Raw genomic sequence first — 22,558 nt, 5'->3', positions numbered from 1 at the left:
ACAGTTGTATCACTGACGGCTTATTTAAGCCAAGTCTGATACTCCGATAAGCTTGTCCAGCCGGATCGGCAGTTCCCGGATCCGTACGCCGGTCGCGTGGTGCACCGCGTTGGCGACCGCCGCCGCGGCGCCGACGATGCCGATCTCGCCGAGGCCCTTCACCCCGGCCGGGTTCAGCTCGTCGTCCCGCTCGTCCAACCAGTACGCCTCGATGGACTCCACGTCCGCGCAGCCGGTGATGTGGTAGGTGGCCAGGTCGTGGTTGACCCAGTCGCCGTACCGCTCGTCGAGCACGCCCTCCTCGTGCAGCGCCATCGACAGCCCCATCGTCATGCCGCCGATGAGCTGACTGCGCGCCGTCGTCGGGTTCACCACCCGCCCCGCCGCGAACACCCCGAGCATCCGATTCAGCCGTACCTCGCCGGTGTCCGCGTCGACCCGCACCTCGACGAAGTGCGCCCCGTACGCGTACCGGGGCAGCGCCGGCTGCCTACCCACCTCCTCGGTGGTGTCCGCCTCGGCGGTCACCTCGCCGGTCGGCGGCCCGCCGTCGCGCAGTTTCTCGCGCAGCGCCTGCGCGGCGCGTATCACCGCCCAACTCCAACTGGCGGTGCCCATCGAGCCCCCGGCCACCGGCGCGGTCGGCAGGATGGTGTCGCCGATGTGGATCTCCACCAGCTCCGGCGGCACATCGAGCGCGTCGGCGGCCACCTGCCAGATCGCCGTCCGGGCGCCGGTGCCGATGTCGGTGGCGTTGATCTGGACCAGGAAGCTTCCGTCGGGGCGGGCGGTGGCCCTGGCCGACGACGGCCGGGCGCGGGCCGGGTAGCTCGACCCGGCCACCCCCGTGCCGACCAGCCAGCGTCCGTCGCGCCGGGCGCGGGGCGTCGGGTCCCGGTCCGCCCAGCCGAACCGCTGTGCGCCCTCGCGCAGGCAGGCCACCAGGTTGCGGCTGGTGAACGGCCGCCCCTGGTCGGGGTCGACAGCTGTGTCGTTGCGGATGCGCAGCTCCACCGGGTCCATGCCGACGGCGATGGCCAGCTCGTCCACCGCCGACTCCAGGGCGTACGCGCCGGGGCACTCCCCGGGGGCGCGCATCCAGAACGGCGTGGGCACGTCGAGGCGGACCAGCCGGTGCGTGGTGCGGCGGTGCGGTGCCGCGTACATGCTGCGGGTGTAGACGGCGGTCTGCTCGGCGAACTCGCGGATGGTCGAGGTCTGGCTGATCGCGTCGTGGCAGATGGCGGTGAGCCGGCCGTCGGTGTCGGCGGCGAGGCGGACCCGCTGGATGGTGGGGGTGCGGTAGCCGACCGGCCCGAACAGTTGCTGGCGGGTCAGCGCCAGCTTCACCGGGCGGTCCACGTGCCGGGCCGCCAGGGCGGTCAGCACCACCGCGGCCTTGGCGTAGCCCTTGCTGCCGAAACCGCCCCCGACGTGCTCGGTCACGACCCGCACCGACTCCGGAGACACCTCGAACAGCTCTGCGAGGGTGGCCCGCACCGACGACGCGCCCTGGTTGGAGTCGTGCACCAGCAGCCGTCCGTCGTGCCACTGCGCCGTCGTGGCGTGCGGTTCCATCGGGTTGTTGTGGTACGCCGGGGTGCGGTACGTGGCGTCCACCCGCACCGGGGCGGCCGCGTACCCGGCGTCGAAGTCGCCCTCGGCGGTGTCCGTCGGATAGCTGGGGTTGACCTGGTCCGGCTTGTACAGGCCGGGATGGTCGTCGGTGAGAACGGTGCTGTGCGGGCCGGCGTCGTAGTCGATGCGGACCAGCCGGGCGCCCTCGCGGGCCGCCTCCAGGCTGGTGGCCACCACCACGGCGACGTACTGCCCCCGGTAGTGCACTGTCGGCTCCTGCAACAGCCGCAGCTCCGGCTGCGGGCCGGGCGCCATCCGGGGCGCGTTGCCGTGGTGCACCACGGCCAGCACACCGGGCGAGGCCAGCGCCTCCGTCGTGTCGATCCGGGTGATCCGGCCCCGCACCACCGCCGACGGCACCGCCCAGCCGTAGGTGACCCCGTCCACCGGGTACTCCACCGCGTACCGGGCCGTGCCGGTGACCTTCGCCGGGCCCTCCAGCCGGGGGTACGCCCGTCCGATCGCCCCGGTGCTCACGACGACGCCAGTTCGCTGAGCGCCCGCACGGTGATGGCCCGGGTCAGTGGCAGCTTGAAGCCGTTGTGTCGTAACGGGCGCGCCTCGGCCAGCTCCGCGTCGGCGGCCCGTGCCGCCAGCTCCGGGCTGAACTGACGACCGCGCAGCTCCTGCTCGGCCCGGTACGCCCGCCACGGCCGGTGCGCCACAGCCCCGTACGCCAGCCGCACGTCGCGAACCACGTCCCCGTCGAGGTCCAGCACCGCGGCCACCGAGCCGACGGCGAAGGCGAACGAGGCCCGGTCGCGCACCTTGAGGTACGTCGAGCGGCGCGCGGCCGGTAGGGGCGGCAGCCGTACGGCGGTGATCAGCGCGCCCCGGGTCAGTGTGGTCTCCCGTTCCGGCTGGGTGCCGGGGGAGCGGTAGAAGTCGGCGATCGGGACGTCACGGGGGCCGTCGGTCTCGTGCACCTCCACCACCGTGTCGAGGGCGGCCAGCGCGACGGCCAGGTCGGACGGGTGGGTGGCCACGCACTGCTCGGACCAGTCCAGCACCGCCAGGTCGCGGTTCTGGCCGTGCAGAGCGGCGCAACCGCTGCCCGGCTCTCGTTTGTTGCACGCCTTGCCGGTGTCCTGGAAGTAGACGCAGCGGGTGCGCTGCAACAGGTTGCCGCCGGTGGTGGCCATGTTGCGCAGCTGTCCGGAGGCGGCGGCGAGCAGGGCGCGGGCCAGCACCGGGTAGTCGCGGCGTACCACCGGGTGGGCAGCGAGGTCGCTGTTGCGGACTGTCGCGCCGATCCGCAGCCCACCGTCGGGCAGCCCCTCGACGGTGTCGAGTGGAAGCCGGGTCACGTCCACCAGCACGCCGGGGCGTTGCACCCCGAGCTTCATGAGGTCCACCAGGTTGGTTCCGCCGCCCAGGTAGGCGCCCTGTGGTTCGGCCGCCAGCACGGCGACCGCGTCGGCCACGTCGGCGGGCCGGTGGTAGCGGAACGCCTTCACGAGGACGCCGCCGTCTCGCGCACGGCCGCGACGATGTGCGGGTACGCGGCGCAGCGGCACAGGTTGCCGGCCATCCGCTCGCGAATCTCCGCGCCGGTCAGCTCGGCGGGCGTGTTCAGGTCGTCGGTGACAGCGCTGGGCCAACCTCGGGAGACCTCGTCGAGCATGCCGCGGGCGGAGCAGAGCTGCCCGGGGGTGCAGTAGCCGCACTGGAACGCGTCGTGCGCGATGAAAGCGGCCTGCAACGGGGACAGCTCGTCCGGACCGGCCAGTCCTTCGACTGTCACCACCGACCGGCCGTCCACGGTGACCGCGAAGACCAGGCAGCTCTTCACCCGGCGGCCGTCGAGCAGCACCGTGCAGGAGCCGCACTGGCCGTGGTCGCAGCCTTTCTTCGCCCCGGTCAGGTCGAGATGCTCGCGCAGCGTGTCGAGCAGGGTGGTGCGGTTGTCCAGGGTCACCGCACGGGACGCGCCGTTGACCTCGACCGTCACCCGGGACGAGTGGCGCTCGTCGATCGTCGTCGCGTTCTCCGGTCCGCCCTGCACCGGCCCAGACTAGCTTTGTCGGTATATCTCAGGGCGAATAACGCAAAGCCCTTCGTAAGGGAGGTGACGACGGTGACCGCCGGACTGTTGCTCGCCGCCGGCGCCGGGCGGCGCTACGGCCGACCGAAGGCGCTGGTGGAGCTGGACGGCGAGCCGCTGGTGCGGCGCGCGGTCCGGCTGCTCGGCGACGGCGGCTGCGCGCCCGTGCACGTGGTGCTCGGCGCGGGCGCCGACGAGGTACCCGACCTGCCCGGCGTGGTGCCGGTCCGGCACGACCGCTGGTCCGACGGGCTGGGCTCGTCGCTGCTGCGGGGCCTGGCCTCGCTGCCGGCCGCCGTGCCGGCCGCCGTCGTGGTCCTCGTGGACCAGCCGCTGCTCAGCCCGGTCGCGGTGCGCCGGGTGCGCACGGCGTACGCCGACGGCGCGGTCGTCGCGGTCGCCACCTACGCCGGCCGGCCCGGGCACCCGATCCTGCTGACTCGACGAACCTGGCCGCTCCTGAGCGGGTACGCCCTCGGCGACCGGGGCGCTCGCGACCTGCTGCGCGACCGGCCGGACCTGGTGGTCGAGGTGCCCTGTGACGACGTCGGGTCCCCGGCCGACGTGGACACCCCGGCCGACCTGCTCCGACTCCGCCCGTTCAGCGGCGGGTCAGCCAGCGGGGCAGCCCCTCGCTGGTGACCGCGTGATAGATGATCATGACGATGACGCCGATCAGGCCCAGCAGCGGGCTGGCGAACCAGCCGAGCAGACCGCTGAGCCCGTACAGGATCAGGCCGGTGACCGGTCGCAGCCGCTGCGTACGCACGTACTCGGGGCTGACCCGACGCTCCAGCAGTGCCGGGTGTCGATGCAGGTAGCCGAAGAACACCAGCCAGGGGGCCGACATCAGGGCCGCGGCCAGCGCGTACAGGGTGACGGCCGCGCGTTGGTCGTCGGTGTCGCCGTGGGTGAACGCGGACGCCAGCACCGCGGTGGGGAAGGGGATGATCACCGCGCCGAAGAGCACACCGAGGTTGATCCAGCTCAGCGTGAGTGTGGTGCCGCGGATCAGCCGCAGCAGCGCGTGGTGGTTGAGCCAGAGCACCCCGATGTAGACGAAGGACACCACGAAGGCCAGGTAGGAGGCGCCCTCGCCGAGCAGGCCGGTGAGGAGTTCGCCCTCGTGGTACTCGGGCACCCGTAGCTCGATGACCAGCAGCGTGATAACGATGGCGAAGACGCCGTCGCTGAAGGCAGTCATCCGGTCGGTGGCGGAGACTCGCCCCCTGGGGTCGGGCTGCTCGACCTCGTCGGGTGCTGCGGACATTGCCGCAGGCTAGCCACTCGGCAAGGCGGTCGGTGGCGGTTTCGTCCGATCCGGACGGGAACGGCCGCCCGGGGTCGAAACCCCGGGCGGCCGCTCGCACCGCCCCCGTTCAGGCCACCGGCGTCGCGCTGCCGGTGGTGCGGGCGAGCCGCTGGTGGGCGCGGATCAACTCGGCGTAGCGCAGACCGCTCGCCTTCACCGTCCGGCGCTGGGTGGCGTAGTCGACGTGCACCAGCCCAAAGCGCTTGTCGTAGCCGTACGCCCACTCGAAGTTGTCCAGCAGCGACCAGACGAAGTAGCCGTCCAGGGGAACCCCTCGGGCCACCGCCGACGCGCACGCGGCCAGGTGTTGCTCCAGGTGGTCGGTGCGTTCCTTGTCCTCCACCGTGCCGTCCGGGGTGATTTCGTCCGGCCATGCCGAGCCACTCTCGGTGACGATGATCCGGCCCGGCCGGTACTCCTCGTGCACGTCGATCAGCAGCCGCTCCAGGCCGGCCGGGTACATCTCCCAGCCCATCGCGGTCTCCACCGAGCCGGGCACCGGCACCTGCCGGGCGTACGGGGCCGGACCGGTCGGGTCGTCGACCACCAGTTGGCGGAAGTAGTAGTTCACCCCGAGGAAGTCCGTCGGCGTGGCGATCACCGCCATGTCGCCGTCGCGTACCGGCGGCTCGACCCCGTAGGTGGCGATCATGTCGGCGGGGTAGCCGCGCCCGTGGACCGGGTCCAGCCACCACCGGTTGACGTGCCCGTCGGCCCGGCGGGCCGCCGCGACGTCCTCGGGTCGGTCGGTCGCCGCCTCGATCGGGCTGAGGTTGACCACCAGACCCACCGAGGGCGGGCGGGTCGCGTTGGCGCGGATCGCCTGGGTGGCCAGCCCGTGCCCGAGCAGCACGTGGTGCGAGGCGTGCACCGCGCGGCTGAGGTCCCGCTCGCCGGGGGCCATGTTGCCCTCCAGGTGCCCGATCCAGCACACGCAGAGCGGCTCGTTGACGGTGCACCAGTCGGCGACCCGGTCACCGAGGCGGGCGGCGACCACCGCCGCGTAGTCGGCGAACGCCTCGGCGGTGGCGCGCTCCGGCCAACCGCCCCGGTCCTGAAGGACCTGCGGCAGATCCCAGTGGTAGAGCGTGACGAACGGTCGGATCCCGTCGGCGAGCAACGTGTCGACGAGCCGGTCGTAGAAGTCCAGCCCGGCGGCGTTGACCCGCCCGACGCCGTCGGGCATGACCCGGGGCCAGGCCACCGAGAAACGGTACGCGTCCACGCCGAGTCGGCGCAGCAGCGCCAGGTCCTCCGGCCACCGGTGGTAGTGGTCGCACGCCACCGCGCCGGTGTCGCCGTTGTCGACAGTGCCGGGGGTCGCCGAGAAGGTGTCCCAGATGGACGGCGCCCGGCCGTCGACGTCGACGGCCCCCTCGATCTGGTACGCCGCCGTGGCGACACCCCAGAGGAAGTCGGGTGGCAGCTTGGACAGGTCGGGCACGGGTCGGTTCTCCTCTGGGGTTGGATGACTCACTTGACAGCGCCGGCGGTGAGGCCGGCGACGAAGTAGCGCTGCAGGGCCAGGAACCCGACGACGACCGGGATGCTGACCACCAGCGAGGCGGCCATGATCTGGTTCCAGTAGACGTTGAACTGGGTGGAGTAGCCCTGCAGGCCGACGGCCAGGGTGCGGCTGCCCTCGTCGGTCATCACCGAGGCGAAGAGCACCTCGCCCCACGCGGTCATGAACGCGTACACGGTGACCGCGACGACGCCGGGCACGGCGGCCGGCAGGATGACCTGGAAGAGGGTGCGCAGCGGACCGGCGCCGTCGACCTGCGCCGCCTCGTCCAGACCCCGGGGGATCGAGTCGAAGTAGCCGACCAGCATCCAGATCGAGAACGGCAGCGAGAAGGTCAGGTACGTGATGACCAGGCCGGTACGGCTGGCGTACAGCTCGATGCCGGTGGCGTTGCCCAGGTTGACGTAGATGAGGAACAGCGGCAGCAGGAACAGGATGCCGGGGAACATCTGCGTGGACAGCACCGTCACCGAGAAGACACCGCGACCGCGGAACCGGTACCGGCTCACCGCGAACGCGGCGAAGATGGCCACCGCCACCGAGCAGACCGCCGCGATGCTCGACACCACCAGGCTGTTCACCAGGTACCGGGCCAGCGGCACGGTGCTCCACATGTCGATGAACGGTTGCAGGGTGGGTCGGCTGGGCCACCAGGTGAAGCCGTTCTGCACGTCCTGCAACGGCTTCGCCGCCGAGGTGACCATCACGTAGAGCGGGATGACAACGAAGAGGGTGAGCAGGGTCAGCACGATGCGCCGGCCCCAGCGCTCACCGGCGGTCTCACGCATGGTCGTCCCTCCGGCGGTTGGTGATCAGCAGGTACGCGGCCGAGACGACCAGCAGGAACAGCAGCAGCGCCACCGACATCGCTGACCCGGAGCCGAAGTCCCAGGTCTTGAAGGAGCTGCGGTAGATGTGGATGGAGATCAGGTCGGCCTGCTCCGGCGCGGAGCCGCCGAACAGCACGAACGGGGTGTTGAAGTCGTTGAACGTCCACAGGAACAGCACCAGCAGCAGCACCAGGTTGACCGGCCGCAGCATCGGCAGGGTGACCGAGCGCAGCCGGCGCCAGAACCCGGCGCCGTCGATGGCGGCGGCCTCGTACAGCTCGCCGGGCACGTTCTGCAACCCGGCCATCAGGCACAGGAACGCGAACGGCCAGTTACGCCAGACCGACACGACCAGCAGCGACCAGAAGCTGTTGTCGCCGATCAGCCAGAAGGGCCGTTCGTTCATCAGCCCGAGCTGGTCCACGAGCACGTGGTTGACCAGGCCGGTGTCGCGTTGCAGCAGGAAGCTCCAGGTGATCACGGCGGCGTAGACCGGCAGCGCGTACGGGGTGAGGAACAGCGCCCGCAGGATCGCCCGTCCACGGAACGGCCGTTGCAGGACGACCGCCGCCGAGATGCCGAGCAGCCAGGCGAACCCGACCGAGAGCAGGCTGTAGGCCAGGGTGATCCAGAACGAGTGCAGCAGTTCCTTGCCGGCGGCGCTGTTCAGGTCGAGCGTCGCCCGGTAGTTCTCCAGCCCGATGAAGGGCGCGGTGGACCAGTCGCGGATGTGGAACTGGGTCAGCTCCAGCAGGCTCATCCAGACCCCGACGACCATGGGGATCACGTGGATGGCGAGTTCCAGCACGATGGCCGGTGCGAGCAGCAGGTACGGCAGGAGCGAGCGGCGGGGGCCGCGGGGCCGGCGGGCCGGCCCCCGGGTCGGCGACCCGGCCCGGGGTTCGCGCCGGTCGGCGTCCGGCGCGGTGGTGCTGGTTGCCATCGGGGTCCTCTCGGAGGCGGTGGCCGTGGCCGGGCTCAGCGCCCGACCACGGCCACCGGTGACGCCTGGGTCAGCGCATCTTCTGCTGCGCGTCGGTCAGCTTGGCCTTCACCGACTCCTCGGTGACCGGCTTGCCGCTGGCCGCGTCGGCGAACAACTCCTTCATCGCGGTGCCGACCAGGGTCTCGAAGGTGCTCTCGTCGGGCACCTGCGGCAGCGGGGCCGCGGTGGTGACCAGGGTCTCCTGGATGGTCTTCTGCTCCGTGGCACTGAACGCCGGGTCGGAGGCCGCGGTCTTCACCGCAGGCAGCGAGCCGTACGTCTTGTTGAGGATCGTCTGCTCCTCGTCGCTGGTCATGAACTTGACGAAGCTCAGCGCGCCGTCCTTGTTCTTGGTGTGCTTGAAGACCGCCATGTTGATCCCGGCGACCATGCTGTTGACCTTCTTGCCGCCGGCCGGCGGGCTGGCCAGGAACGGCACAGGGGCCACCCCGTACGCGTCGGCGGGCATGTTCTGCGTCTTCAGGTTCGACCCGGCGGACTGCCACAGCAGCATGGCGGCCTTGCCGTTGGCGAAGTCGGAGACCGACTGGTTCTGCGCGTACTCGGCGTTGCTCGGGTTGGTGATCTTGTCGGCGGCCATGAAGTCGATGTACCGCTTGATCGCCGAGACGTTCTGCGGGGTGTCGAAGGTCGGCTTGCCGGCCGAGTCGAACCACTCGCCGCCGTACTGCTGGCTGAAGGTGAAGGCGTGGTGGGCGTTCTCCGACGGGTTGGCACCCTCGATCGCCAGGCCCCACTTGCCGCCGGTGCTCAGCTTCTTGCCGTACTCGGCGAGCTGCTCCCAGGTGGTCGGCGGCGCGGTGATGCCGGCGTCGGCGAACGACTTCTTGTTGTAGTACAGGCTGTACGCCATGCTGTAGAGCGGCACGGCGGCCGGCGGCTTGCCGGGGGCGCCGGCGGCGGCGAGCGCGGCGGGCACGATCCGGTCCTTGCCGCCGACGGCCTGCAGGGCGGCGTCGTCGAACTCGACCAGCGCGCCGGTGGCCTGCAACGACGCCGACCAGGTGTTGCCGATGTTGACCACGTCCGGGCCCTTGCCGGAGGCGGCGGCGGCCAGCAGGCGGTTGAGCAGATCCGACCAGGGGACCACCTCGACGGTGACCTTGATCCCGGTCTGCTTCTCGAACTTGTCCAACTCCGGCTGGAGGATGGTCTTGTCGGCCTCCAGGCTGGCGCCCTGGTTGCTGGCCCAGTAGGTGAGCGTCTTGGGCGATGCGGCGGAGTCGTCGCCGGAGCCTCCGCAGGCGGTCAGCGAGGCGGCCGCCAGTACGGCGGCGGTGAATATCCCGAGGTGTCGTCTCGACACGGGTCAGCCCTTCCGGTGCGTGGTGGGGGTCCGCCGGCCTTCGTCGCCGATAGGGGTCGGGCGACGGGGGGCCGGCTGCGGACAGGGTTCGGGGGTGCGCCGTCGGGGTCCGTCGGCGTTTCCCGGGAGTTACATCACGGCTTAATTTATGTCGTCATTAAAGTTGCTGGCTGGTGGGTCGTCAAGCACGAGGCGGTTACAGTCGCCTCGAACGGCCGACGGGAACGAGGTGACGAGTGGAGCTGGCGCGAGCCACCAACCGCAGCGTGCGGTTGCGCAACCGGTCCGCCCTGCTGACCAAGCTCTTCCTGGACGGCCCGCTCACCCGGCAGGACCTGGTGCGCAGCACCGGGCTGAGCCAACCTGCGGTCAGCAACGTGGTGGCCGACATGATCGACGAAGGGCTGGTCGTCGAGGCCGGCGCCGCCGAGTCCGACGGCGGCCGGCCCAGCATGCTGCTGCGGATCGCGCCCCGCTTCGCCTTCCTGATCGGCGTGGACGTCGGCGAGACCCGGGTCCGGGTGGAGCTGTTCGACTTCGCGATGACCCTGCTGGCCAGCGTCGAGTACCCGCTCGACCCGGCCCGCACCGAGCCCGACCTGGTGGCCGGGCACGTGCTGGCCGGCATCGAGGCGGTCACCGGCCAGGCCGGGGTGGCCCCCGGCGACGTGCTCGGCGTCGGCATCGGCGTCTCCGGCGTGGTCGAGCAGGGCACCGAGGCCGTCGTGCACGCCCAGGCTCTCGGCTGGGACGGGGTGCCGCTGGAGCGTCTGATCGGCGCCGGCACCGACCTGCCACTGCACATCGACAACGGCGCGAAGACCCTCGGCCAGGCCGAGATGTGGTTCGGCGCAGGCCGGGGCGCCCGGCACGCCGTCTTCGCGTTGGTCGGCTCCGGGGTGGGCGCGTCGGTGGTGACCAACGGCGCCACCTATCGGGGCGCGTCCAGCAGCGCGGGGGAGTGGGGGCACACCACGCTGGTGTACGGCGGCCGGGTCTGCCGGTGCGGCGCGCGCGGGTGCCTGGAGGCGTACGTGGGGGCGGAGGCGATCATCGACCGCTACCGGGAGGCGCGCCGGGGTCGACCGGTGCCGGGCGAGGACGAGGAGTCCCAGATCGCCGCGCTGGTCGCCGCCGCCGAGACCTCGGCCACCGCCCGACGCGTGCTGGAGGACACCGCCGGCTACCTGGGTGCCGGGGTGGCCAACCTGATCAACCTGTTCAACCCGGAGCGCGTGGTGCTCGGCGGCTGGGCGGCGATGGCCCTCGGCGACCTGCTGCCGGCCGTGCGGGAGGCGGCAGGCCGGCAGGCGCTACGCCAGCCGTACGAGCAGGCGTCGATCGAGTTGTGCCGGCTCGGGGTGGACGCGGTGGCGCTGGGCGCGGCAACCCTCCCGATCGCCCGCTTCCTCACCGAGGGTGGCGTCCGCCGCTGAGCGGGGACGACTGCGGCGCCGTCGGCAAATTACCCAAAAAGAATCCTCGGGATAAATAACGAAGTTATAGATCGATGTCTTGACGCCGTCGCAATCTCGCCGCAACACTCCTACGAGAGCGCTCTCCGACCCGCGACGCCGCATCGGCGGCACCACCCACGGCGCCACGGGGCGAGCCGATCCCATCCGCGCGGCACCCCCCGTAACCCCTATCGACAGGCGATGTCATGACATCTCGTGCAACATCCGTACGCCCGCGTCCTCGACGCGCCGTCCGGCACCTGCTCGTCGGGCTCACCGTGGCCCTGGTCGCGGCGCTCACCCCGACCGGTGCCACCGCGCCCGCGCAGGCCGCGCCCACCCTGCTGTCCCAGGGCCGCCCCGCCACCGCCTCGTCCAGCGAGAACGCCGGCACCCCGGCCTCCGCGGCCGTCGACGGCAACACCGGCACCCGCTGGGCCAGCGCGTTCAGCGACCCGCAGTGGCTCCAGGTCGACCTGGGCGCCCGGGCCACCATCAGCCAGGTCAACCTGCTCTGGGAGGGCGCCTACGGCCGTGCCTTCCAGCTCCAGACCTCCGACGACGGGGCCACCTGGACGACGATCTACTCGACCACCACCGGCACCGGTGGCACCCAGAACCTCACCGTCACCGGCGCCGGCCGCTACGTACGGATGAACGGCACCGCCCGGGGCACCGGCTACGGCTACTCGCTCTGGGAGTTCCAGGTGTACGGCGAGACCGGCGGCACCACGCCGACCTGCGGCAGCACCAACGTCGCGCAGGGCAGCCCGGCGACCGCCTCGTCCAGCCAGGACGCCGGCCTCGCGGCATCCGCGGCGGTCGACGGCAACACGGGCACCCGCTGGGCCAGCACCGCCAGCGACCCGCAGTGGCTGCGCGTCGACCTCGGCAGCACCCGCACCATCTGCCGGGTGGTGCTTACCTGGGAGGCCGCGTACGCCCGGGCCTTCCAGCTCCAGACCTCGGCCGACGGAGCCACCTGGACCACGATCTACTCCACCACCACGGCCACCGGCGGCACGCAGTCCCTCACGGTCACCGGCAGCGGGCGCTACCTGCGGATGTACGGCACCGCGCGGGGCACCGCCTACGGCTACTCGCTCTGGGAACTGGCGGTGAACACCACCGGCGGCGGGACCGGCGACCCCCCGGTCGACACGACCGACCCGCGCAATCCGAACCTCGGGCCGAACACGTTCGTCTTCGACCCCAGCACGCCGACGTCAACCATCCAGAGTCGACTGAACACCCTCTTCACCCAGCAGGAGACCAACCAGTTCGGCCCGCAGCGCTACGCGGTGCTGTTCAAGCCCGGCAACTACACCGCCGACGTCAACCTCGGCTTCTTCACCCAGGTCGCCGGCCTCGGCATGAGCCCCGACGACGTCAACCTCAACGGCCACGTGCGTGCCGAGGCGTTCTGGTTCGGCGGCAACGCCACCCAGAACTTCTGGCGGGCCGCCGAGAACCTGTCGGTCACCCTGCCCGCCGGGCAGACCGTGGAGCGCTGGGCGGTGTCCCAGGCGGCGCCGTACCGGCGGATGCACCTGCGCGGCGCGCAGAACCAGATTCAGCTCTGGAACGGCGGCGACGGCTGGTCCAGCGGTGGCCTGATGGCCGACACCCGCATCGACGGCCTGGTCGTCTCCGGCTCGCAGCAGCAGTGGTACTCCCGCAACAGCGAGTTCGGCAACGGCTGGACCGGCTCGGTGTGGAACATGGTCTTCCAGGGCGTCAACGGCGCTCCCGCGCCGAGCTTCCCCAACCCGTCGCACACCGTCATCCCGCAGACCCCGCAGGTCCGGGAGAAGCCGTTCCTGTACGTCGACGGCACCGGTGAGTACCGGGTCTTCGTGCCGGCGCTGCGCACCAACTCGGCCGGAACCAGCTGGTACAACAAGACCCCGGCCGGCTCGTCCATCTCGCTGTCGCAGTTCTACGTGGTCCAGCCCGGCACCAGCGCCGCCACCATCAACGCGGCCCTCGCCCAGGGGCGGCACCTGCTCTTCACCCCGGGCGTGCACCGCGTCACCGAGCCGATCCAGGTCAACCGGGCCGACACTGTCGTCCTCGGTCTCGGCCTGGCCACCATCCAGGCCGACAACGGCGCGGTGGGCATGCGGGTGGCCGATGTGGACGGCGTGAAGGTGGCCGGCATCATGTTCGAGGCCGGCACGACGAACTCGCCGGTGCTGATGGAGGTCGGGCCGTCCGGCTCGTCCGCGAGCCACGCCACGAACCCGACCTCGCTGCACGACGTGTTCTTCCGCATCGGCGGGCCGCACGTCGGCAAGGCCACCAACACGCTGACGGTCAACAGCGACAACGTGATCGGCGACCACATGTGGCTGTGGCGGGCTGACCACGCCGCCAGCGGCGTACCGACCGGCTGGACGCTGAACACCGCCGACACCGGGCTCACCGTCAACGGCGACAACGTGACCATGTACGGCCTCTTCGTCGAGCACTACCAGAAGTACCAGACCATCTGGAACGGCAACGGCGGCCGGACGTACTTCTACCAGAACGAACTGCCGTACGACCCGCCCAACCAGGCAGCCTGGATGAACGGGTCGACCCGGGGCTACGCCGCGTACAAGGTGGCCGATTCGGTGACCAGCCACCAGGCGTTCGGGCTGGGCAGCTACAGCTACTTCAACGTCAATCCCGCCGTCGTGGAGGAGCGGGCCTTCGAGGTGCCCAACAACCCGAACGTGCGCTTCACCAACATGGTCACCGTCTCGCTCGGTGGCGTCGGAACCATCAACCGGGTGATCAACAACGCCGGTGGCACCGCGAACGCGGCCAACCAGCAGGTGTACCTGACCACCTACCCCTGACCGGGGCACCCGCGTCGGCCCGGTCCTCCGGGACCGGTTCGGCCGGGTAGCACCCAGGGCCGTGGCCGGCCCGGTCCCGCCGAGACCGGGCCGGCTGCGGTCGTGCCGCTCAGCCGGCCAGCACCTCGGCCGCCGCCCGTTCACCGGCGCGCACCGCGCCCTCCAGGTAGCCACTCCAGCGGGTCGCCGTCTCGGTGCCCGCCCAGTACACCCGCCCCACCGGCGTCCGCAGGTGGGGGCCGTACGTCCGCCACGTGCCCGGGGTGAGCGCACCGGAGAAGCAGCCCCGGGTCCACTCGTCGACCGACCAGTCGTACTCGACGAGATCCACCGGGTCCTCGGCTCGTGGCCCGACCACGCTGGCGAACGCTTCCAGCAGGCATCGTCGACGCCGCCCGGGGGACATGCCGCGCAGCGTGGCGGCGTCCGTGGAGTAGCTGAACCCGGTCAGCACCCCGAGCGGCGAGGTCGGGGTGGAGTTGTCGACCGTCTCGGTGAGCGGACCGGCGCTGCTGGTGGCCACCCCGGAGCGCCCGTCGGCACGCCAGAACGGCTCCGGGTAGACGGCGTGCACCTTCAGCGCCGAACCCATCGGCATGCGCTGGGTGAGCCCGTCACGCAGCGGGGGCAGCGGCGGGTCGTACCGGATCCGGCCGGCCAGCGCCGGGGCCAGCGCGACCACCACGGCGTCGCCGTCAACGGGCCCGGTGTCGGTCCACGCCGTCGCGCCGTCGACGGTCTGTTCGATGGCCCGCACCGGCGCGGCCAACGTCAGCGCGCCCGGCGGCAGAGCGGTGGCCATCCGTTCGGCCAGCGCCGGCGGCCCGCCCACGATCCGGTCCTGCTGCGCGCCGCCGGCCATTCCCAGCAACGGCCCGGTCCCGCCGGCGCTGCGCAGGTAGAACAGCAGGTGCAACAGGGACAGCTCGTCCGCACCGGTGGCCAGCAGCCCGCCGGCGAGCACCCGCCCCAGGTAGTCGGCGGTGTCGTCGTCCCCGGCCGTGGCGGCGAGCCAGCCGCCGAGGGTCGTCCGGTCCCACAGTGCGGCCTCCGGCGTCGCCCAGGGTGCGGCCGGGTCCAGACGTGCCGCGTACTCGTCGAGCAGACCGAGCACCTGGCCCACCTGCGTCGGCGGCTCGGCCCGGCGCGCACCAGCCCAGAGCACTGTGGGCCCGCCGACCGATGCCGAGGCAAAGGTGGCCAGCCCGTGCTCGGCGACCAACGCGTACATCCGGTCCTGGGTCGGCCCGATCCACTGCGCCCCCAGGTCGAGTTGCGTGAGCTCGGGCAGCCAGCGGGTCAACACCCGACCGCCCACCCGGTCGCGGGCCTCCAGCACCCGCACCTGGGTGCCGGCGCGGCTCAGCGCCAACGCGGCCGCGAGACCGGAGAAGCCGGCGCCGACCACGATCACGCGCATACCGTCGACCACACCGCGGTCTACCCACAACGGTCGCAGCCATGACTACCGGCCCCGGTCACGGCACACAGCGGGGCCGGGTCGGCCGCCGAGTATTTTCCGCCGGCCTGTCGATCTGGGCGGCGGCCGATCGTGTGGAGGATGAGAGGTCGGCGACGGGCCGGCCCCCCGCGAGGAGGAACGATGACGCTGTACCTGCTCAGCCTTCACCAGCCGCAGGGTGAGCTGCCCCCGGAGCCGGAGTTTCTGGCCGGGGTGATGCGTCAGCTCGGCGAGCTGCGCGACGAGTTGGCGTCCACCGGGTCGTGGGTCTTCGGACAGGGCCTGCACGGCCCGGAGACCGCCACCGTGCTGCGTCCCCGCGACGGCGAGGTGCTCATTACCGACGGACCGTTCGTGGAGGGCAAGGAATACCTGGGCGGCATCACCATCATCGACGTGCCGGACCTGGACGCCGCCCTGCACTGGGGTCGCCGCTACGCGCTGGCCACCACCCTGCCGATCGAGGTGCGCCCCTTCCACGGCGGGGCCGGAGACTGACCGTGCCGGATGTGGAGGCGGTGTTCCGCGCGGAGTACGGGCGCGCGGTCGCCGTTCTGGTTCGCCTCCTCGGCGACATCGACCTCGCCGAGGAGGCCGTCCAGGAGGCTTTCGTCGTCGCGGTGGCGCGCTGGCCGACGACCGGCCTGCCGCCCAGTCCGGCCGGCTGGATCATCACCACGGCCCGGCACAGGGCGATCGACCGGCTGCGCCGCGACGCGTCCCGGGTCGACCGGCACGCCCAGGCGACTCTGTTGTTCGCCGCCGACAGTCCCGTCGAGGAGGGACCGGTGCACGACGACCGGCTACGGCTGATCTTCACCTGCTGCCATCCGGCGCTCGCCCCGAGCACCCGGGTCGCCCTCACCCTGCGGCTGCTCGGCGGACTGAGCACCGCCGAGATCGCCCGAGCCTTCCTGGTGCCGGAGCCGACCATGGCGCAGCGGCTGGTCCGCGCCAAGTCGAAGATCCGCAACGCGGGGATCCCGTACCGCCTGCCCCGCGACGCCGACCTGCCCGACCGGCTGCACGCGGTTCTCGCGGTGCTCTACCTGATCTTCAACGAGGGGTACACGGCCAGCGCCGGCCCGCACCTGGTCCGCGCTGAGCTGTGCGCCGAGGCGATCCGGTTGACCCGGCTGCTGGTCGAGCTGATGCCGGACGAGCCGGAGGCGCTCGGTCTGCTCGCCCTGATGCTCCTGACCGAAGCCCGCCGGGCAGCGCGGACCAACGCCGAGGGTCAGCTGGTGGCGCTGCCGAGCCAGGACCGGGCCCGGTGGGACGCCGAGCTGATCACCGAGGGGCAGGCGCTGGTGCGTCGCTGCCTGCGCCGCGACCGGCCGGGCCCGTACCAGATCCAGGCCGCGATCGCCGCCGTGCACAGCGCCGCGCGGCGCGCCCCCGACACCGACTGGGCCCAGATCCTTCAGCTGTACGACCAGCTGACGGTCGTCGCCCCCAGCCCGGTGGTGGCGCTGAACCGGGCCGTCGCGCTCGCCGAGGTGTCCGGTGCGGCGGCGGCGCTGACCGAGGTGGACCGCCTCGAACTGGTCGGCTTCCACGTTTACCACGTGGTCCGCGCCTACCTGCTGGCTCGGCTCGGCCGGGGCGGGGAGGCCGTCGAGGCGTACCGGACGGCCATCGCCCTGACGGACAACGCGGCCGAACGGGCCTTTCTCACCGCACGCGCGACGGCCCTGGCGACGCCCTGAGGGCGCGTTTGCCGCAGGAGCGGCCGGGAACCCGAGGCACCGCCGCAGCAGGGGATGGGGAGGGGCCATGGCGTACCGCCGGACCGTCGTCGACACCGCGCCCGACCTGTCCACCCTCACGCTCGGCGTGGAGGAGGAGTACCTGCTGCTCGACCCGGACAGTGGCCGGAACCTGCCGGTCGCCGACCAGGTGCTCGCCGCGCTGCGCGGCCCCGCCCGGGACCAGAGCCGCCAGGAGTTCCGGCACAGCATGGTGGAGATGGTCACCCCGGTCTGCGCCGACCTCACCGAGCTGCGCGCGCACCTGGTGGCGCTGCGCCGCTCCGCCGCGGAGGCCGCCACGGCGGCCGGGGCCCGGTTGGTGGCGGTCGGCGCCACCCCGGTGGCCGAACCGCACCGGACGGTCCCCGACGAACCGCGCTACCACGCGATGTCGCGCCGGTACGGGCCGGTGGCGCACGACCCGGCGGTGTGTGGCTGCCACGTGCACGTCGGGCTGCCCGACCGGGAACTGGCAGTGCAGGTCTGCAACCACCTGCGGGTGTGGCTGCCGGTGGTGCAGGCGATCACCACCAACTCGCCGCTGCACGACGGGTACGACACCGGGCACGCCAGTTGGCGCTCGATGCAGTTGGAACGCTGGCCCAGTATCGGACCGACGCCATACTTCGACTCCGTCGCCGACTACGACCGCACTGTCGACGAGCTGATCGCCGCCGGCATCATGCTCGACGCGGCGATGGTCTACTGGTACGCCCGGCCGTCGTCGACGTACCCGACGGTGGAGGTGCGGGTCGGTGACGTCTGCACCGAGGTCGACGACGCGGTGCTGGTCGCCGCGCTGGTCCGGTCCCTCGTGGCCACCCTCGTCGACGACGTACGCGCCGGGGTGAGCGCCCCGGACGTCCGGGACTGCCTGGTCGCCGCGGCGCACTGGCGGGCCGCCCACGACGGTCTCGACGGCGAGCTGATCGACCTGCGTGCCGGCGGGACCCGCCCCGCCTGGGCGCTCGTCGACGAGCTGATGGCGGTGATCGCCCCGGCCCTGCTGCGCCACGGCGACCTCGGGTACGTGCTGGCGCAGCTCGCCCGGCTGCGCCGCGACGGCACCGGCGCGATGCGGCAGCGGCAGGTGCTGGAACGTGCCGGGGACCTGCACGCCGTCCTCGACGACCTCATCACCCGCACCGCCGCCAGCTGACCGCCCGTCAGCACGCACCGGGGATTCAGCGGATGTCGTGGGTCTGGAGCCACAGCTCCAGCAGGCCGAGCTGCCACAGCTTGTTGCTGCCGGCCGCAGCCTCCGCCCGGTCCGGCTCGGCGAGCAGATGGGCCACGTACTCAGGGCGGAACAGCCCCCGCTCGCGCGCGGCCGGCGCCTGCAACGCCTCGGCCACCAGCTCGCGCACCGGGCCGTCCACGTTGCGCAGCGCCGGCACCGGGAAGTAGCCCTTGGGCCGGTCGATCACCTCGGCTGGCAGCACCTCCCGGGCGACCTCCTTGAGCACGCCCTTACCGCCCTGGGCGACCTTGTGCTCCGGCGGGCAGTGCGCGGCCAGGGTGACCAGGTCCTGGTCGAGGAAGGGCGTACGCACCTCCAGACCCCACGCCATGCTCATGCTGTCCACCCGCTTGACCGGGTCGTCGGGGAGCATCAGGTGGGTGTCCAGGCGCAGCACGGCGTCCAGCGCGGTCTGCGCCCCGGGCGCGGCGAGGTGCCCGGTGAGCAGGTCCCGGCTGGCGTCGTGCTCCAGCGCGTACGCCGGGCCGACGATGCGGCGCAGCTCGTCGTGGCCGCGGTCGAAGAACGCGGCGGCGAACGTCTCGGCGGCGCCGTGCCGGGGCGCCTCGACCAGCGGCTGGTGGTAGCCGTAGCCCGCGAACACCTCGTCGGCGCCCTGCCCCGACTGGGCCACCTTCACGTGTTGCGCCACCTGCTCGGAGAGCAGGTGGAAGGCGACCACGTCGTGGCTGCCCATCGGCTCGGTCATCGCCAGCACGGTCCGTCGGACGGCGGGCACCAGGTCGTCGTCGGCCAGTCGGATCCGATGGTGGTCGGTGTCGTACGCGCGGGCCACCAGGTCCGAGTAGTGGAACTCGTCGCCGGACTCGCCGTCGCGGCTGTCGAAGCCGATGCTGAACGTACGCAGGTGTTGCTGGCCGGCCTCGGCGAGCAGCGCCACGATGAGGCTGGAGTCCAGCCCGCCGGAGAGCAGCACCCCCACCGGCACGTCGGCGACCAGCCGTCGGCGTACCGCCGCGCGCAGCGCTTCGCCGATCGAGGCCCGCCAGTCGGCGGCGTCCATCCCGGCGTCGGCGGGCTCGCGCACGTAGTCGGGTCGCCAGTAGACCTCCTCGCGGCTGCTCCCGTCCGCCTCGATCACCCGCAGGGTGGCCGGCGGCAGCTTGCGCACACCGCGTAGCACCGTCCGCGGCGCGGGCACGATGGAGTGCCAGGACAGGTAGTGGTGCAGCGCCACCGGGTCGATGCCGGTGTCGACGTCGCCGGCCCGCAGCAGCGCGGGCAGGGTGGAGGCGAACCGCAGCCGCCCAGGTGTCTCGGCGAGGTAGAGCGGTTTGATGCCGAGCCGGTCGCGGGCCAGGATCAGCCGCCGCCGGACCCGGTCGACCAGCCCGATCGCGAACATGCCGACCAGGTGGTCGACGAAACGTTCACCCCAGTGGGCGTACGCCACCAGGATCACCTCGGTGTCGCTGGTGGAGTGGAAGGCGTACCCGGCCCGACGCAACTCCTCGCGCAGCTCGGGGTAGTTGTAGATGCAGCCGTTGAAGACCAACGCCAGGCCCAGGTCGTCGCGGACCATCGGCTGCCCGCCCGCGTCGGACAGGTCGATGATGGTCAGCCGACGGTGCCCGAGGGTCACCCAGCCGTCGGCGAACAGGCCCTCGTCGTCCGGGCCGCGTGAGCGCATCGCCTCGGTCATCCGGGTGACCGCCGCCGCGTCGGGCGAGCGGCCGTCGAATCGCGCCTCCCCGCTGATCCCGCACATCAGCCGGGCCTCCCGTCACCTCGCGCCGACCGGTGCCGGCCGGTCCCGCCGACCGGACCGGGGGCGCTGGCTACCCGTGGGCGCGGGGAGCAAACCCGTCAGCCACGCAGGGTGCGCAGGATGCGGGCCAGTTCGGCGCGGTCGGTGTGGTTGAGGTGGCCGAAGAAGCGGTCGGCCTCGGCCCGGCGCGCGGCCCGGATGGCGGTGCTGACCCGGTCGCCCTCCTCGGTGAGCGCGACCAAAGTCGCCCGACGGTCGGCCGGGTCCGGTCGGCGTTCGACCAGCCCTCGGGTCTGGAGGTCGTCGACGACCTCGGTTGCCGAGCGGGGCGCGATGCGCAGGTGCTCGGCGAGGGTGCCGGGGCGTACCTCGCCGTGCCGGGCCAGCACGCCGAGGGCCCGGGACTGGCTGGGGGTGACGTCCCAGGGCGCCAGTGAGTCCCGGGTCTGCCGACGCAGATGGGATGCCACCGCCCAGAACGTCTCCGCCAGGCTCTCGTCGTCGGCGCTGTCGACGGTGTGCTCGGTCACCGGAATACGGTAGCAGGATATGTGGTTGCTCCCTCATGATGAGGTAACCTCAGCAATATCGCCGACGAAGGGTAGTGCCCCCTTGGAACCCACCCCGATGGGCCGCGACCGCGGCCACCGCACCATCAGCGCCGAAGAGAAGACGCAGGCCCGTCAGGTGTCCCTGCGTCGCATCGGCCGCCTGTTCACCCCCCACCGGCCCGCGCTGGCCGCCGTCACCGCGATCATCGTGGTCTCCTCGATCATCGCTATGGCCACCCCGTTCCTGCTGCGTGCCGTGATCGACCGGGCCCTGCCGCAGGGCGACGTGACGCTGCTGGTGTGGCTGGTCCTCGGCATGGTCGCCGTCGCGGCGGTGACCTCCGCCCTCGGCGTCGTGCAGACCTGGATCTCCACCCAGGTCGGCCAGCGGGTCATGCACCGGCTGCGCACCGACGTCTTCAGCCACCTCCAGCGCCAGTCGCTCGGGTTCTTCACCCGCACCCGCACCGGCGAGGTGCAGTCCCGGATCACCAACGACATCGGCGGCATGCAGTCGGTCGTCACCTCCACCGCCACCGCCGTCGCCGCCAACCTCACCACAGTGGTCGCCACCACTGTCGCCATGGTCGCGCTCTCCTGGCAGCTCTCCCTGGTCTCGCTCGTGGTGCTGCCGCCGGCCATCTGGCTGACCCGTCGGGTCGCCCGGATGCGCCGCGAGATCACCGCCCAACGGCAACGCGAACTCGCCGACCTCAACGTCACCGTCGAGGAGGGGCTCTCGATCAGTGGCGTACAGCTGGCCAAGACCCTCGGCACCGGCCCCGCGCTGATCGACCGCTTCACCGCCTCCTCGGCCCGCCTGGTCGACCTGGAGCTGCGCAGTGAGCTGGCCGGTCGCTGGCGGATGGCCTCGATGAGCATCATCTTCGCCGCCGTACCGGCGGTCATCTACCTCGCCGCCGGGCTGCCCGGCACCGCCGGCACGCTGAGCATCGGCACCCTGGTCGCCTTCACCGCTCTGCAGGGCGGCCTGTTCCGACCGCTGATGGGCCTGCTCAACGTGGGCGTCTCGCTCACCGCGTCGCTGGCGCTCTTCGCCCGGATCTTCGAGTACCTGGACCTACCGGTCGACGTGGCCGACCCCACCGACCCGGTCCGCCTCGACCCCACCCGGGTACGCGGCCACCTGCGCCTGGAGGACGTCACCTTCGGCTACCCGGGCAGCGACACCGCCGCCCTCGCCGGGATCACCCTCGACGTGCCCGCCGGCACCAGCCTCGCCCTGGTCGGCGAGACCGGCTCCGGCAAGAGCACCCTCGCCGGGCTGATCAGCCGACTGCACGACCCGAGCGCCGGCCGGATCACCGTCGACGGCATCGACCTGCGTGACCTGCGCCTGGCCGACCTGGCCGCGATCGTCGGCGTGGTCAGCCAGGAGACGTACCTGCTGCACACCACCGTCCGGGAGAACCTGCGCTACGCCCGGCCGGCGGCCACCGACACCGAGATCGAGGACGCCGCCCGCGCCGCCCAGATCCACGACCTGATCGCCGGGCTGCCCGACGGGTACGACACAGTGGTCGGCTCACGCGGCCACCGGTTCTCCGGCGGTGAGAAGCAGCGCCTCGCCATCGCCCGGACCCTGCTGCGCGACCCGCGCATCCTGGTCCTCGACGAGGCCACCAGCGCGCTGGACACCGAGACCGAACGCGCCGTACAGCGGGCCTTCGACGTACTCGCCCAGGGGCGCACCACGATCACCATCGCGCACCGGCTCTCCACGGTCCGCGACGCCGACCAGATCGCGGTGCTCGACCACGGTCGGATCGTCGAGGCCGGCACCCACGCCAGCCTGCTGGACCGCAACGGCCGCTACGCCACGCTGGCGACCTGAACGCCGGAT

General features: G+C 72.0%; 18 protein-coding genes. 7 read left to right on the top strand and 11 right to left on the bottom strand.

The genetic code is table 11. From position 1 onward, the window contains the following. Positions 1-24 precede the first annotated feature (24 nt). The 3 genes from FB453_RS07955 to FB453_RS07945 are packed head-to-tail and all read right to left on the bottom strand — an operon-like array spanning position 25 to position 3,589. Complete coding sequence (locus FB453_RS07955) at positions 25-2,115, bottom strand: xanthine dehydrogenase family protein molybdopterin-binding subunit (RefSeq protein ID WP_145788724.1); 2,091 nt, start codon at positions 2,113-2,115, stop codon at positions 25-27. Continuing rightward, positions 2,112-3,095, bottom strand: coding sequence for an FAD binding domain-containing protein (locus tag FB453_RS07950; protein ID WP_145788722.1), 984 nt, complete (start codon positions 3,093-3,095; stop codon positions 2,112-2,114). Before FB453_RS07950 ends, FB453_RS07955 begins: the two co-directional genes overlap by 4 nt. Further along, positions 3,092-3,589 (bottom strand): 2Fe-2S iron-sulfur cluster-binding protein, encoded by a 498-nt coding sequence (locus FB453_RS07945; RefSeq protein WP_186718107.1) that lies wholly within the window; start codon positions 3,587-3,589, stop codon positions 3,092-3,094. The genes FB453_RS07950 and FB453_RS07945 overlap by 4 nt, the downstream gene beginning before the upstream one ends. Before the next feature lie 126 nt (positions 3,590-3,715). On the opposite strand from FB453_RS07945, the gene FB453_RS07940 reads away from it, so the two are divergent. Continuing rightward, the gene (locus FB453_RS07940) at positions 3,716-4,324 is read left to right on the top strand and encodes a nucleotidyltransferase family protein (protein WP_486480202.1); all 609 of its coding nucleotides are present in this window, start codon (positions 3,716-3,718) and stop codon (positions 4,322-4,324) included. On the opposite strand, the gene FB453_RS07935 is transcribed toward FB453_RS07940, so the two are convergent. The 5 genes from FB453_RS07935 to FB453_RS07915 all read right to left on the bottom strand — a co-directional run bounded on the left by FB453_RS07935 (position 4,284) and on the right by FB453_RS07915 (position 9,661). After that, positions 4,284-4,952: a TMEM175 family protein gene (locus FB453_RS07935; protein WP_145788716.1), complete on the bottom strand. Its 669-nt coding sequence runs from the start codon at positions 4,950-4,952 to the stop codon at positions 4,284-4,286. The genes FB453_RS07940 and FB453_RS07935 overlap by 41 nt on opposite strands. Before the next feature lie 109 nt (positions 4,953-5,061). After that, positions 5,062-6,438: a GH1 family beta-glucosidase gene (locus tag FB453_RS07930; protein ID WP_145788714.1), complete on the bottom strand. Its 1,377-nt coding sequence runs from the start codon at positions 6,436-6,438 to the stop codon at positions 5,062-5,064. A gap of 29 nt (positions 6,439-6,467) precedes the next feature. Continuing rightward, on the bottom strand, positions 6,468-7,307 hold the full coding sequence (locus tag FB453_RS07925; protein WP_091398610.1) for a carbohydrate ABC transporter permease: 840 nt from the start codon (positions 7,305-7,307) through the stop codon (positions 6,468-6,470). After that, complete coding sequence (locus FB453_RS07920) at positions 7,300-8,292, bottom strand: carbohydrate ABC transporter permease (protein WP_112590114.1); 993 nt, start codon at positions 8,290-8,292, stop codon at positions 7,300-7,302. Before FB453_RS07920 ends, FB453_RS07925 begins: the two co-directional genes overlap by 8 nt. A 70-nt stretch (positions 8,293-8,362) precedes the next feature. Beyond that, the gene (locus FB453_RS07915) at positions 8,363-9,661 is read right to left on the bottom strand and encodes an ABC transporter substrate-binding protein (protein WP_091398604.1); all 1,299 of its coding nucleotides are present in this window, start codon (positions 9,659-9,661) and stop codon (positions 8,363-8,365) included. Positions 9,662-9,897: 236 nt separating this feature from the next. On the opposite strand from FB453_RS07915, the gene FB453_RS07910 reads away from it, so the two are divergent. Both FB453_RS07910 and FB453_RS07905 read left to right on the top strand, forming a co-directional pair. Next, complete coding sequence (locus FB453_RS07910; RefSeq protein WP_112699358.1) at positions 9,898-11,097, top strand: ROK family transcriptional regulator; 1,200 nt, start codon at positions 9,898-9,900, stop codon at positions 11,095-11,097. Between the two features lie 227 nt (positions 11,098-11,324). After that, entirely contained in the window at positions 11,325-13,961 is a 2,637-nt protein-coding gene (locus FB453_RS07905) for a discoidin domain-containing protein (protein WP_145788712.1), read from the top strand. Between the two features lie 109 nt (positions 13,962-14,070). Here FB453_RS07905 and FB453_RS07900 read toward each other — a convergent pair whose 3' ends face one another. Next, positions 14,071-15,381: an FAD-dependent oxidoreductase gene (locus tag FB453_RS07900; protein WP_145788710.1), complete on the bottom strand. Its 1,311-nt coding sequence runs from the start codon at positions 15,379-15,381 to the stop codon at positions 14,071-14,073. A gap of 183 nt (positions 15,382-15,564) precedes the next feature. On the opposite strand from FB453_RS07900, the gene FB453_RS07895 reads away from it, so the two are divergent. The 3 genes from FB453_RS07895 to FB453_RS07885 all read left to right on the top strand — a co-directional run bounded on the left by FB453_RS07895 (position 15,565) and on the right by FB453_RS07885 (position 18,333). Further along, the gene (locus FB453_RS07895) at positions 15,565-15,921 is read left to right on the top strand and encodes a YciI family protein (RefSeq protein ID WP_145788708.1); all 357 of its coding nucleotides are present in this window, start codon (positions 15,565-15,567) and stop codon (positions 15,919-15,921) included. Positions 15,922-15,923: 2 nt separating this feature from the next. Then, positions 15,924-17,132, top strand: a complete 1,209-nt coding sequence (locus FB453_RS07890) for an RNA polymerase sigma factor (protein WP_145788706.1) — start codon at positions 15,924-15,926, stop codon at positions 17,130-17,132. A 67-nt stretch (positions 17,133-17,199) separates the two neighbouring features. Next, a complete protein-coding gene (locus FB453_RS07885; protein WP_145788703.1) occupies positions 17,200-18,333 on the top strand; it encodes a glutamate--cysteine ligase in 1,134 nt (377 codons plus the stop codon). 25 nt (positions 18,334-18,358) lie between these two features. Here FB453_RS07885 and FB453_RS07880 read toward each other — a convergent pair whose 3' ends face one another. Continuing rightward, complete coding sequence (locus FB453_RS07880; protein ID WP_145788701.1) at positions 18,359-20,143, bottom strand: N-acetylglutaminylglutamine amidotransferase; 1,785 nt, start codon at positions 20,141-20,143, stop codon at positions 18,359-18,361. A gap of 98 nt (positions 20,144-20,241) precedes the next feature. Further along, positions 20,242-20,673 (bottom strand): MarR family winged helix-turn-helix transcriptional regulator, encoded by a 432-nt coding sequence (locus FB453_RS07875; RefSeq protein ID WP_145788699.1) that lies wholly within the window; start codon positions 20,671-20,673, stop codon positions 20,242-20,244. A 97-nt stretch (positions 20,674-20,770) separates the two neighbouring features. Between FB453_RS07875 and FB453_RS07870 the strand changes: the two genes are divergently transcribed. Then, positions 20,771-22,549 (top strand): ABC transporter ATP-binding protein, encoded by a 1,779-nt coding sequence (locus tag FB453_RS07870; RefSeq protein WP_186718105.1) that lies wholly within the window; start codon positions 20,771-20,773, stop codon positions 22,547-22,549. Positions 22,550-22,558 lie beyond the last annotated feature (9 nt).

It is taken from the genome of Micromonospora sp. CNZ322, assembly GCF_007827755.1.
This window is presented reverse-complemented; position numbering and strand designations above follow the sequence as displayed.

What these genes read in the sequence shown, in the direction of transcription:
- FB453_RS07895 (WP_145788708.1), top strand. Translation starts at nt 15,565, where the DNA reads ATGACGCTGTACCTGCTCAGCCTTCACCAGCCGCAGGGTGAGCTGCCC.
- FB453_RS07900 (WP_145788710.1), bottom strand. Translation starts at nt 15,381, where the DNA reads ATGCGCGTGATCGTGGTCGGCGCCGGCTTCTCCGGTCTCGCGGCCGCG.
- FB453_RS07880 (WP_145788701.1), bottom strand. Translation starts at nt 20,143, where the DNA reads ATGTGCGGGATCAGCGGGGAGGCGCGATTCGACGGCCGCTCGCCCGAC.
- FB453_RS07935 (WP_145788716.1), bottom strand. Translation starts at nt 4,952, where the DNA reads ATGTCCGCAGCACCCGACGAGGTCGAGCAGCCCGACCCCAGGGGGCGA.
- FB453_RS07925 (WP_091398610.1), bottom strand. Translation starts at nt 7,307, where the DNA reads ATGCGTGAGACCGCCGGTGAGCGCTGGGGCCGGCGCATCGTGCTGACC.
- FB453_RS07885 (WP_145788703.1), top strand. Translation starts at nt 17,200, where the DNA reads ATGGCGTACCGCCGGACCGTCGTCGACACCGCGCCCGACCTGTCCACC.
- FB453_RS07870 (WP_186718105.1), top strand. Translation starts at nt 20,771, where the DNA reads ATGGGCCGCGACCGCGGCCACCGCACCATCAGCGCCGAAGAGAAGACG.
- FB453_RS07920 (WP_112590114.1), bottom strand. Translation starts at nt 8,292, where the DNA reads ATGGCAACCAGCACCACCGCGCCGGACGCCGACCGGCGCGAACCCCGG.
- FB453_RS07905 (WP_145788712.1), top strand. Translation starts at nt 11,325, where the DNA reads ATGACATCTCGTGCAACATCCGTACGCCCGCGTCCTCGACGCGCCGTC.